This is a genomic window from uncultured Algoriphagus sp., from assembly GCF_963974835.1.
Lineage (GTDB): Bacteria > Bacteroidota > Bacteroidia > Cytophagales > Cyclobacteriaceae > Algoriphagus.
Genome location: NZ_CAXBET010000001.1, coordinates 289,511 through 302,685 on the forward strand (window position 1 = coordinate 289,511; position 13,175 = coordinate 302,685).

8 protein-coding genes are annotated in these 13,175 nt (G+C 40.1%); 5 read left to right on the forward strand and 3 right to left on the reverse strand.

The features are described from left to right. Positions 1–19: 19 nt before the first annotated feature. Positions 20–2,908, reverse strand: coding sequence for an aminomethyl-transferring glycine dehydrogenase (gcvP, locus tag AACZ73_RS01320; RefSeq protein WP_339874716.1), 2,889 nt, complete (start codon positions 2,906–2,908; stop codon positions 20–22). Positions 2,909–3,189: 281 nt separating this feature from the next. On the opposite strand from gcvP, the gene AACZ73_RS01325 reads away from it, so the two are divergent. From AACZ73_RS01325 to AACZ73_RS01340, 4 genes are all read left to right on the forward strand, one after another. Continuing rightward, positions 3,190–4,686, forward strand: coding sequence for a M28 family peptidase (locus AACZ73_RS01325; RefSeq protein WP_339874718.1), 1,497 nt, complete (start codon positions 3,190–3,192; stop codon positions 4,684–4,686). A 486-nt stretch (positions 4,687–5,172) separates the two neighbouring features. Next, positions 5,173–6,213: a quinone-dependent dihydroorotate dehydrogenase gene (locus AACZ73_RS01330; RefSeq protein ID WP_339874720.1), complete on the forward strand. Its 1,041-nt coding sequence runs from the start codon at positions 5,173–5,175 to the stop codon at positions 6,211–6,213. 53 nt (positions 6,214–6,266) lie between these two features. After that, the gene (locus tag AACZ73_RS01335; protein WP_339874722.1) at positions 6,267–8,762 is read left to right on the forward strand and encodes a DNA translocase FtsK 4TM domain-containing protein; all 2,496 of its coding nucleotides are present in this window, start codon (positions 6,267–6,269) and stop codon (positions 8,760–8,762) included. Positions 8,763–8,795: 33 nt separating this feature from the next. Then, positions 8,796–9,449 carry an outer membrane lipoprotein carrier protein LolA gene (locus AACZ73_RS01340; protein WP_339874724.1) on the forward strand — a complete coding sequence of 218 codons (654 nt, stop codon included), beginning with the start codon at positions 8,796–8,798 and terminating at the stop codon, positions 9,447–9,449. A 1-nt stretch (position 9,450) separates the two neighbouring features. On the opposite strand, the gene AACZ73_RS01345 is transcribed toward AACZ73_RS01340, so the two are convergent. Beyond that, positions 9,451–10,320, reverse strand: a complete 870-nt coding sequence (locus tag AACZ73_RS01345) for a VOC family protein (RefSeq protein ID WP_339874726.1) — start codon at positions 10,318–10,320, stop codon at positions 9,451–9,453. 205 nt (positions 10,321–10,525) lie between these two features. Beyond that, on the reverse strand, positions 10,526–11,404 hold the full coding sequence (locus AACZ73_RS01350) for an SRPBCC domain-containing protein (RefSeq protein ID WP_339874728.1): 879 nt from the start codon (positions 11,402–11,404) through the stop codon (positions 10,526–10,528). A gap of 234 nt (positions 11,405–11,638) precedes the next feature. Between AACZ73_RS01350 and AACZ73_RS01355 the strand changes: the two genes are divergently transcribed. Next, positions 11,639–12,619, forward strand: a complete 981-nt coding sequence (locus AACZ73_RS01355) for a helix-turn-helix domain-containing protein (protein ID WP_339874730.1) — start codon at positions 11,639–11,641, stop codon at positions 12,617–12,619. The last annotated feature ends 556 nt before the right edge of the window (positions 12,620–13,175 follow it).

Here is a 13,175-nt window from a genome sequence, read left to right on the forward strand (position 1 = left end):
TATCTATCTACAAGCTAGATTAAGCTTCTTCGCTTGCATAATCTTCTACTGGAATACAGCTACAGATCAAGTTTCTGTCACCAAATGCAGAATCAATTCTACGCACACTTGGCCAGAATTTATTCGCTTTCACATATTCCAGAGGATAAACTGCTTTCTCTCTAGTATAAGGTAAGTTCCAGTCATCTGACAATACCATAGTCGCTGTGTGCGGTGCATTTTTCAATACGTTCTCTACTTTATCAGCTTTTCCATCTTCGATCTCTTGAATCTCAGCACGGATAGAAAGCAAAGCATCACAGAATTTATCAAGCTCAGCTTTAGTCTCAGATTCCGTAGGCTCGATCATCAAGGTACCAGCAACCGGGAAGGAAACCGTTGGTGCATGGTAGCCATAATCCATCAAACGCTTCGCAATATCTTCTACTTCTACACCTACTTCTTTGAAAGATCTGCAATCCACGATCATCTCGTGAGCAGCTCTTCCCTGAGTACCTGTGTAAAGAATAGGGAAATGATCTTTCAATCTTTCTTTGATGTAGTTCGCATTTAGGATTGCCATTGTGGTAGCATTTTTCAAGCCATCTCCGCCCATCATTGCGATGTAAGCGTAAGAGATTGGTAAGATACTAGCACTACCATAAGGTGCTGCTGAAATAGAAGAAACAGCTTGCTCACCACCTGCTTTTACGATAGGATTACCTGGAAGGAATGGCGCCAAATGACTTGCTACGCAAATCGGGCCCATGCCAGGTCCACCACCACCGTGAGGGATACAGAAGGTTTTGTGAAGGTTAAGGTGACAAACGTCAGCACCAATTCTACCTGGGCTAGTCAAACCAACCTGAGCGTTCATATTTGCTCCATCCATGTAAACCTGTCCACCATTTTCGTGGATGATCTGGCAGATTTCCTGGATAGCTACTTCGAATACTCCGTGTGTAGATGGGTAAGTAACCAAAAGAGCAGACAATTCATTTGAGTGAGCTGTTGCTTTAGTTCTTAGGTCATCGATATCTATATTTCCTTTCTCATCGCATTTCACCAAAACCACTTTCATTCCTGCCATTACAGCGGAAGCAGGGTTTGTACCGTGAGCAGATGTTGGGATCAATGCCACATTTCTATGATTGTCGCCTCTGCTCAAGTGATATGCACGAATCACCATAAGGCCAGCAAACTCACCTTGCGCACCAGAATTTGGCTGAAGTGAAGTATCTGCAAAACCTGTGATTTCATTTAGCCAGTGTCTCAAGTTTGCAAATAGCTCTTGGTATCCTGCTGTCTGATCGGTTGGAGCAAATGGGTGCATTTGACCGAACTCAGGCCAAGTCACAGGAATCATTTCTGCTGTCGCATTCAGCTTCATCGTACATGAACCCAAAGAAATCATGGAGTGTACCAATGACAAATCTTTGTTCTCAAGACGCTTGATATAGCGAAGCATCTCATGCTCACTTTGGAAATTATTGAAAGCTGGATGAGTCAAGTACTCTGAAGTCCTAACCAATCCTTCTGGCAATTCAAATTGAATATCAGATGCAAGAGCAGAAAGATCTGGAGCCTCTACTCCTTTTGCTTTCGCAAAAACCTCAACAACTGCAGCGATATCTTCCAATGTCTTAGCCTCATCAAAAGTCAAGAACACAGTATCGTAATCGTAACGGAAATTCATTTCCGCAGAAAGTGCTAAAGATTGAATTGCATTAAGTGCCTTAGTCTCGATAGAAATCTTGATCGTATCAAAATAACTCTTGGAAGAAACCTCGTAACTTAGTTGTTCTAGCGCTTTTGCAGTAAGTTTAGCAAGTCCATGCGTTCTAAGCGCAATATTTTTAAGACCTTTTGGTCCGTGGTAGACTGCATAAAAGCTAGCCATTACAGCCAAAAGAACCTGTGCTGTACAAATATTTGAAGTTGCTTTTTCTCTCTTAATATGTTGCTCACGTGTTTGCAAAGCCATTCTGTAAGCCTTGTTTCCTTCACGATCCTGAGAAACACCGATGATTCTACCAGGAATCTGACGCTTGTAAGCTTCTTTCGTAGCGAAGAAACCGGCATGTGGTCCGCCATAACCCATAGGAACGCCGAATCTTTGGGAAGATCCAACAACTACATCAGCACCCATTTCACCAGGAGCAGTCAAAAGGGTTAAAGCTAAAAGGTCAGCAGCAAATGCTGTAGTCACATTATTTTCTTTGGCAGCAGCGACGATGGCTGAGTAATCACGCACTTCACCGTCAGCATCTGGATATTGGAACAATACTCCAAACAAATTCTCATCCGTCAAGTCCAAAGAATCAATTGATCCGAAAACCAACTCAATTCCTACCGGCTCAGCTCTAGTTTCAAGAACAGCCTTGGTCTGAGGGAAAACTTTCTCGTCAACGAAGAATTTTACAGCATTCTTTTTCTCTCTTGGTTTCACCGCAAAAAGCAAATTCATCGCTTCAGCTGCAGCAGTTCCTTCGTCTAGTAGCGATGCATTGGCAAGCTCCATTCCTGTCAATTCCATGATTACAGTCTGGAAATTGATCAAAGCTTCTAATCGGCCTTGCGCGATTTCTGCCTGATAAGGAGTGTAAGCAGTGTACCATCCTGGATTTTCGAGTACGTTTCTCAAAATCACTCCAGGTACTAAAGTGTCGTAGTATCCCAAGCCTATGAATGACTTAAATACTTTGTTTTTAGAAGCAAGTTTTTTGAAATCCTTCAAAAACTCCGATTCCAACTTCGCAGCCGGAAGATCCAGTGGGCGCTCCAGTTGGATAGACTTAGGTACGGTTTGGTTGATTAATTCCTCTAAAGTTGAAGCTCCGATTTTCTCCAGCATCGCTGAGATCTCTGCATCTGTCGGGCCATTGTGTCTGCTCTCAAACTTGACAGCATTAGAAAGATTGATCTTCATATAAGAACGTTAAGACGATTAACTCTATTTGGGTTTGAAATCTGCTGATTTTTCAAGGTGCAAAGGTACAATTTATTGAAAGATAATGCTTTCATGCCTCCTATTATTTCCCTTGAGTTATGTCAAAATATATAAATGGTTTATTGAAGGGTAGAAAATTTCTCTAGTTTAGCGCCAGAAATGCAAATAGATTGAAATCAGACCTTTAATTACTTGGCGTTTGATCGAAGTGAATTCAAGGAAATTTCTATTTGAAATCAAAAAATCCAACTTATAAACACATGAATAAAAGTCTGTTATTGACGGGTGCTATTGCCTTAGGTATAGTACTTCCGTCGTTGGCACAGCAGCCTGCCCCGGTAAAATATGCCAACACAATTACCGCCGGAGATCTGAAAGAACGTCTTACCTACCTTGCCTCTGACGAAATGAAAGGTAGAGACACAGGGTCTGAGGAACAAAAAGTAGCCGCCAATTACCTTGCAGATTTCTACAAAAAAATTGGATTAGCCGGTCCAGTAAGCGGAAGTTACCTCCAGCCAGTAGAATTAGTTAGTGCTACTTTTGGAGACGTCACCCTGAAAGTAGGAAAGACCAAGCTGGAGAATAATAAAGATTTTGTATTCATCGGTGATGGAGACATGAAGAAAGCAGCTAAAACTGATCTTGTTTTCCTAGGATTGGTGTCTGACGAAAACCTAGCTAAAGTTGATGTCAAAGGCAAATTAGTAGGTATTTGGGCAGTGGGAGTGAGATCAAATGATCTTTTGACTAAAGTAATGGACGCTGGAGCTGCTGGTATCGTGATTGTCAGTATGGAAGGTCAGGCAAATTTTGATAGAATTGCGGGTCGTTACCAAAGCTTGGCAGGTAAAGGAAGAATTGGCTTTGCAAAGCCCGTTGAGCAAAATCCTGTATTCATGGTAAGCTCTGATAAAATGGCAGAATTGTTCGGCACTCCGGTAGAGGAACTGAAAGAAGCTGCAAAAGCAAATCCTGAGTCTATCAAATCCCAAAAAGCTTCTTACCAAATCGAGAAGAAAGTGGAAGAAGTAGAAAGCTCTAACATAATGGGCTACCTGGAAGGAACTGACAAGAAAGACGAATTGGTAGTAATTTCTTCTCACTATGATCACGTAGGTGTAAGCAGCACTGGAGAAGTATTCAACGGAGCTGATGACGATGGATCAGGTACAGTATCTGTGACAGAAATTGCTGAAGCATTTGCTACAGCAGCGAAAGACGGCATCAAACCAAGAAGATCAATACTTTTCCTAAATGTAACAGGCGAAGAAAAAGGACTTTTGGGATCTGAGTATTATTCTGAAAACCCCATCTTTCCTTTGGAAAATACAGTCGTAGACTTCAACATTGATATGGTAGGTAGGATTGACTATGAGTACCAAGATGCTGAGAACACAGATTTCGTCTATGTGATCGGTTCTGAAATGCTTTCAACAGATTTGAAAAAAATTCTGGAATACAATAACATTACTTATTCTGATTTGATCCTTGATTATAGATATGATGCTGAGGACGATCCTAACAGATTCTACTACAGATCAGATCATTACAACTTTGCGAAGCATAATATTCCTGTAGCATTTTTCTTCAATGGTGTTCATGACGATTATCACCAAGTGACAGATACCGTAGACAAAATCGAATTTCCTCTTATGGAAAAGAGAGCGAGATTGATTTTCTATACTGCTTGGGATGTTGCGAATAGAGAAAATAAGATTCGTGTTGATGGTACTAACACAAGAACTGAGAGATAATTAATTAAAGTTTTACCATTGAAAAGGCTATTGGAATATTCCAGTAGCCTTTTTTCATTTAAGGAAAATATCAAAAAGGCAAATCCGAGCTTTTACGTTTTTGATAAAATGAAAAATTGATTTGAGAAAACGTAATTTGTTCAGTTCGGGCAAGAAAAATTTAGAATTTATAAAACAAAGATTACGGTTTCAGCCTGAGCGAAGTCAAAGGCGCTTTCAAAGTTCCTTTAAACACTAATTGTGGTGAAAATCAAAATCATTCATTGGTAGCGAAGTTGAGGTTCTTTAGATTTCGAGACCCTCGCTTGTCAAATGCTCAAAGTGACTACGATTCCGCCACCGTTCGTTTCAACCGAACGATCATCGCCGAAACTTAACTGCCTCAATCTCTCCGAACTTTGTATCGACAATAAATTGATTCTACATTTCCAATCGTCAAATTTTATAAAACGATATCTTTGCCCCACCAACGCAATCCAAGTACCCGTGTATAAATCCCTACTCAAGCCGCTATTTTTCCTTAAAAAACCTGAAGATGCCCATCATTTCACTGTTGATCTGACCCGTCTCACTTTTAATCTTCCAGTATTAGGATCGATAATTGGATCGACATTTCATCTGGAAGACAAGAAATTAGAACGTGAGGTTTTTGGTTTGAAATTCAAAAATCCAGTGGGGCTAGCCGCTGGTTTTGACAAGGACGCTAAGGTCATCGATGAAATGGCAATGCTTGGTTTTGGATTTATTGAAATCGGAACATTAACCCCCAAACCTCAAGAAGGAAACCCACAACCGCGACTTTTCAGACTTCCGCAGGACGAATCGCTGATCAATCGCATGGGCTTCAACAATGGAGGTGTTGAGGAGGCAGTTAAACGATTGAAAAAGCGCATGTCGACTGTGCTGGTGGGCGGAAATATTGGCAAAAACAAAGTCACTCCAAACGAAAATGCGGTTGACGATTACTTGATTTGTCTGGAAGCTTTACATGACCATGTGGATTATTTCGTAGTAAATGTAAGCTCGCCAAATACACCCAACCTTCGAGACCTTCAGGAAAAAGAACCACTAAAAGCTTTGCTGCAAGCAGTAAAAAATGCAAATGATCTTAAAGCGAAGCCAAAGCCTATTCTGCTCAAAATAGCCCCCGATCTCACTGATGGCCAGTTGGATGATATTATTGAGATTGTGCAGGAGACCAAAATAGATGGTGTAATAGCGACCAATACTACAATTGATCGTTCACAATTGAGCACCTCAGAAGCTGAAGTCCGAGCCATAGGTGCTGGAGGAGTAAGTGGAAAAGTTTTAGCAAAAAGAAGTACAGAAGTCATTCGCTACCTTGCGGAAAAGTCTAACAAGGCCTTTCCAATCATAGGGGTCGGCGGAATATTTTCCGCAGAAGATGCGATAGAAAAACTCGAAGCTGGCGCCAGCTTGATCCAGGTCTACTCGGGCATGATTTATGAGGGACCTGGCTTGATCAAAAGGATTAAAAAAGGATTATTGGCTCATTTTTCCCAGTAATTTGTCAATCTAATTCCATTAATCTTAACTTAAATCGGATTTGAATCGAATACATGGCCACCAATTCACCTAGGACCAATACTTTCAGAAAAAAAGCAGACCCCCAAAAAAAGAAAGGAGCAGGAATAAAGGCTCCAAGCTTTTCTTTTGGCAAGTTTAATTCTGCGAAGCTAGTCCTGACATTCGGGATTTTGCTGATGTCAGTTGCTATCTTTCTTATGATAGCTTTTATCAGCTATCTTCTGAATGGCCCTGCAGATCAGAGTTTGGTGATGAATAATCCAAATGACGTGATTCGTGAAACAGCCCGCGAGTCTACTAATTGGTTAGGGTATCTAGGAGCTCAAGCCGGCAATTGGATGATTTATCGCTGGTTTGGCGTTGCCGCATTCTTATTCCCTCCATTTCTATTTTTGTTGGGTTTTAGGTGGGCTTTCAAAGTTTCGCTCGTATCGCTCACACGCTATACGACCTTTGCACTTTTCTTCACCTTTTGGATAGGTCTTCTTACTGGCTATGTAGTTATCCTGATCCAAGGCTATTCTTACTGGAGTTTCCTATCGGGAGGTTTTGGGTATGAATTGGCTAAGCTTTCAGCAGACTTCCTGAGCTGGGGTACCTTTATTTTACTTGGTGGATCCATGCTTATTTTTGTGATTTTCTTCTTTGATATTGACAAATTAGATTGGTTTAGCAATAAATCTACTGATTTGGAGGAAGAAGGATTAGATCCTGAATCCGCAATTACTGTGAAAAATCCTTTCAAAGAAGATGAGGAACCCGAAGAAGATGATGATGAGATTGAAATAGATGATGATGGTAGCTCGTGGACTATCAAGGATGAAAGACCTGGTGGCCCAATTGAGCTCTTGCCCGAGTCAAATCCAAAGTCGAAAAAAGATGAAATAGTCTTTGACGTACCTCAACTGAACATCTTGGATCCGGTAGTAGAACGTGAACATGAGAAATTACTTGAGGAAAACAACTTCTCAGTAGTAAAACCAGCAGGCGAGGAAAAGACAGCAGAGGAAGTTGAGAACCTGGATGCATACGACCCTACATTAGATCTTCCACATTACAAATATCCAACGCTAGACTTGCTGAATGAATACGATGTTCAAAAAGTAACGGTAAGTAGACAGGAACTTGAGGATAATAAAAACAAGATTGTAGAAACTCTTGAAAACTTTAAAATCGGAATTCAGGAGATCAAAGCAACGATTGGACCGACCGTCACTTTATATGAAATCGTACCTGAGCCTGGCGTGAAAATTTCCAAAATCAAAAATTTGGAAGATGATATAGCATTGAGTTTGGCTGCTCTTGGTATTAGAATTATTGCTCCGATCCCAGGCAAAGGCACCATAGGTATTGAAGTACCTAACAAGAACAGGGAATTAGTTCCGGCTCGAGCAGTTTTAGGTACAGAAAAATTTATGCGCTCAGATAAGGATCTTCCGATCGCTCTGGGTAAGACTATTTCCAATGAAGTCTTCGTGGCAGATTTAGCGAAAATGCCTCACTTACTTATGGCTGGTGCCACTGGTCAAGGTAAGTCCGTAGGACTGAACATGATCCTGGCTTCCTTGATCTATAAAAAACATCCTTCCCAATTGAAGTTTGTTCTAGTCGATCCCAAAAAAGTGGAATTAACACTTTTCAATAAGATAGAAAGACACTTTTTGGCAAAACTTCCTGGTGCTGAAGAAGCAATTATTACTGATACTAAAAAGGTGATTTATACCCTTAACTCTCTCTGTATCGAAATGGACAATCGATACAATTTATTAAAAGATGCGGGTACTAGAAACTTAAAGGAATACAACGCTAAGTTTATAGCCCGTAAGTTAAATCCCGATAAAGGTCATAGGTTCATGCCTTATATTGTGCTGGTGATTGACGAGTTGGCTGACTTGATGATGACCGCTGGCAAAGAAATCGAAGGCCCAATTGCAAGACTTGCACAGCTTGCAAGAGCTATTGGAATTCACTTGGTGGTCGCTACCCAAAGACCATCGGTAAATGTGATCACAGGTATCATTAAAGCAAACTTCCCAGCAAGGCTTTCTTTCCGGGTAACTTCCAAAATCGATAGTAGAACCATTCTTGATGCAGGTGGCGCTGATCAACTGATCGGAATGGGCGATATGCTGCTTTCCCATGGCTCAGAAATGACAAGGATTCAATGTGCATTTTTGGATACGCCTGAGGTGGATTCCATTTGTGATTGGATTGGTGAGCAAAAAGGCTATTCGGATGCCTATTTATTACCGGAATTCGAAGGTGAAGATTCCGATAACTCGATAGGTGATGTGGATTTTTCTGACCTGGATCCACTTTTCAATGATGCCGCTAGACTGCTGGTAATGCATCAGCAAGGAAGTACTTCTTTAATTCAAAGGAAACTTAAACTCGGATACAACCGGGCAGGAAGAATCATCGATCAATTGGAAGCTGCGGGCATCGTTGGTGCATTTGAAGGCTCAAAAGCCCGTGAAGTACTCATTCAGGATGAAGCTAGTTTGGAACGGTTATTGAACAGTTTGTAAAAGCTGTTCACCCAGTTCAAACAGCTCTATTACATGAAAAAAATCGCCTTACTTTATACCCTTTTACTTTCATTCTTATTCTCATTCGAAGCCTCTGCCCAAAAGGATCCAAAAGCAAAAACTGTTTTGGATGCTATGAGCCAGAAATTTCAGGCAATGAATGGTTTTACAGCAAACTTTGACTTCACTTTTCAGGATGCTTCCGGGCCAGGTGACCGTCAAACAGGTGAAATTGCAGTAAAAGGAGACCAATATCGTCTCAAGCTTCCTGATCAGGAAATCTACAATGATGGAAAAACTGTCTGGACTTATATTCAATCTGATAATTACAAAGAAGTAACTATCAATGATGCTGATCAGATGGAAGGTGAGCTGACACCTTCAAACATATACAGATTGTATGAATCCGGGTACAGCTACAAACTGATAGAAGAAAAGCAATTTCAAGGCAAAACTGCTCAAGTAGTAGAATTGATCGCTGAGAAAAGCAATGCTCCATTCGAACAAGTTAAGTTGATGATCGATAAGAGCACCTCAAATTTATTGGGCTGGGAAATGTTTGATGGCCAAGGGGGAGTGTTTTCCTATACCTTTAAGAATTTAAAATTAGACGCCGATCTTCCATCTTCCTACTTTGTCTTTGACGCAAAGCAATATCCAGGGATAGAAGTTATTGACCTAAGATAAATCATGCATTTTTAAGTTCTTCTATATCAAACTTTTTCATTTTCATAAAAGCCTTTACCACTCTCTGGGAGCGCTCAGGATCAGACATTAATTTTGGGAGAATTTCTGGCACAATTTGCCAGGAGACACCAAATTTATCCTTTAGCCAGCCACACTGACTTTCTTTCCCGCCATCTTCCAATAGCTTTTCCCAGAAATAATCAATCTGTTCTTGATCTCTGCATTCTACAACAAATGAAAGTGCTTCGTTAAAATCAAAATTGTGAACGATTGCGCTGTCCATTGCGGCAAATAATTTTCCATTCAAAGCAAACTGCGCATGATTGATCGTCCCATCTTGACCATTGGGATCATCTTCAGGATACTTTGAGATGAGCTTGGTTTCGGAATTACCAAAAATGTCGGAGTAAAAGTCAATTGCCTCTTCAGCTTTTCCAAAATTAGTACCGGAAAACATCAATGCCGGAATAAATTTTTGATTTGAATATTCCGGCTGGTCAATAGTGAGTTGCCATGTCACCCCAAACTTATCCTGCAGCCATCCATATTTTTGGCTCCAGGGATATGAGTCCATTGGCATCAAGGCTCGTCCATTTTCAATAAGCTTATCCCATGTTTCCTGTATTTTGCCTTCATCGGGAATAATAGTATAAAAGGAAATTGCAGGAGTGAATTTGAATTCCGGTCCACCATTAAGACACATGAATTTTTGGTCAGCAGACTTAAAGGTCACAACCATCGGATTTTCATCTTGTATAGATGAATCTGAAAACACGGAGCAGTAAAACGTTGCTGCTTCTTTGGCGTTCCCATCAAACCACAAGCATGGGTAGATTGGATTAGTTGTTATGTCTACATTTTTCACATCCATGTTTTATTAGTTTTAATTTATTCGTCATACGGAATCTCGCAAAATGGATTACCGCACTTTTATGTGGTTTCTAACATGCCTGTCTGCCTCAGGAAAGCTATATTTCACAAATTCAAATTTATATAAAGTTAGCCTATCTTAAACTCAATTGAAATGTGTGCTGAATCACTCACATTTAACTTTTGGCTAGTGGTATTACTCTTACTCAATTTTCACAGATCTTTTTAAGCTTATCCAAAGCTTTTGGCCAAGCATCGGTAAAATATTCGTCGAATTCCATTGTGGAATCCAGGTCAACCAATAGTAAGGTATCTGCCCCTTTTTCCTCAAAAGTATATTTCTCATGGGCTCCTTTCCACATTTCTACTTCTTTACCTTCCAGGATTTCAACTCCATTTTCCAATACTCCAAGATGCTCAACATCAACATGTACATTGGGCTCATTTTTAAAAATTTTACTTACAATGCCATTTTGACTCCCTTCCTCCCCTTGCGCTACAAAGAAGATCTTACTTCCTACTTCCCAAGAACCAAGGTAAGTTGATCCTGGTGAAAAAGCCTCTGTCCATTCTTCATAAGTCGGCTTTTCCAACATGGTGCGATATACTTCAGCAGGTGTATTTTTGATAAGTATTTCAAAATGCAATCTCACCAATTTTGCTTCTGACTCAGCATAGGTTTTGAAATTATCCAAAATAGCCTGCCATCCCTCCTTTTGCATTTCTACCGGATTTTCCATCTCAGCATCAAAAGTTTCGGACACCTCTACTCCGCCTGAAACTTCCTTAAAAGATACTTTCACATATCTTCCATCATCCAATATGTAGGAATAAAATGAGTGCATTTCCACTTCCTGATACACACCACCGAAGTCAAATCCCATGCTTCCGTCTTTGGCTTCCATTCTGGAAGTAAAATTACCGCCTGGCTGTAGGTCATTTTCAGCTCTTGGAGTATGCCAATCTGGCGAAGCATTGTTCCAATGCATGATGTGCTTTGGCTGAGTAAAATAATCCCAGACTGCTTCTATCGGGGAATCTACTATAGTCTGAACAGTAATTTTGGTTTTTTGAGTAGTTGTCATGGTTGTTTGATTTATAATTAAAAATTTTCTTAACAAATTTACCAAGTACAGCCCTGATGCATCCTGTTCAATTCTGACAAATGATGGGCAGAATGCGACAAGAAATATTAACTTCAAGTTATAAAATTGAGCATAACTCTAACGTCCAACACTAAGTTAATTATTTGCCATGTGAGATATCCCCAAAGTGAGTTTGGGACAGTATCTGTAGCAAAATAAATAAACTGTAAGCACATGAAAAACATCTCTATTATTGTCCCGGAACGATCTGTTATGCAAGCGATAGCTGATCCGCAATATTGTTTCTCAGCGGTCAATGAATTTATGGTCAAATCCGGAGGAGATCCACTTTTTCATGTAGAACTAGTAGGACTGAGCCCAGAGGTTAAATTAAACGATAAACGTTACTCTGTATTTCCAGACAGGCTTTTGGCTACTGCCAGCCCACCCGATTTGGTGGTGATTCCTGCACTATTTGGAGATATGAAAGCTGCTGTACAGGCCAATGAGGCTTATATCCCATGGATTAAGGCTCAATATGAATCCGGAACCGAGATTGCTTCGCTTTGCGTTGGAGCATTTCTTTTGGCTGCCACTGGTCTTCTTGATGGTAAAAAATGCTCAACTCACTGGGGATTTACAAATCAATTCCGCGACCTCTATCCTGATGTGGAAGTACAGGACGGCACCATTGTAACAGAGGAAAATGGATTATACTCCAGTGGCGGGGCTAATTCTTATTGGAATTTATTATTGCATCTGGTGGAGAAATATGCAGATCGGGAAATAGCAATTTTGATTGCGAAGTATTTTGCTATAGACATAGATAGGGATAGTCAGACCGCCTTTTCTATGTTTAAAGGGCAAAAATCACATCAGGACGAGGCGGTGAGAAAGGCTCAGGAGTATATAGAAAAAAAACTGGAAGAAAGAATCACGGTGGATGTACTTGCAGATGAGGTAGCAGTGGGAAGAAGAAGTTTTGAGCGAAGATTTAAGCGAGTGACAAATAACTCCGTATTGGAATACATTCAACGTGTGAAAGTGGAAGCAGCAAAACGGAGCTTTGAAACAACAATGAAAAATATCACTGAAGTAATGTTCGATGTAGGCTACTCAGACACCAAAGCATTTCGCACCACTTTCAAAAAAATCACCGGCCTGACTCCGATTGAATATCGGAATAAATACAATAAGTGGGCAAGGATGAACTGAGAGGTCAACACGTTTATTTAAAGATTTTTTGATTAAAAAAACAGGTCAATCCACATAGAACCTAACATTCGTATATCACCTGTACTCAAAAGTAGGCTTATTCGAATCCTGCATTTTGGCTAAAGGCTCTATATGATAAGACTATTAAAGGAAGGAGGCATAAATTATCCAGTTGCCACGATAATCATTTTTGTACTATTTATTTTATGTTCCGTTGCTTTGTTTTTGATAATATCGGAACGCTCAAAATCCATCTCCGCTAAAGAGATGAGAGTAATGGATCCAATTATAAACTATCTGATAGGAGGAGTACTATTACTATTTTCACTTTTGTTATTTGTATTACTGAAATAAGTGAAACAAAATAGCTTAAAAATTAAAGCAGAAAGTTATACTCGCTAGTCACCAGTTGGCAATTTTTTATTTAAGCAACAAATAATGACTATCCAAGAAAGTTGCTATACAGTTTCAGGGTAAGCAAACGCTTATTCATTTTATCTCGAAGATTCTCATTTCATCAAGCTTTGCACTTTACGTAAGGTTCAAGATTTACGTG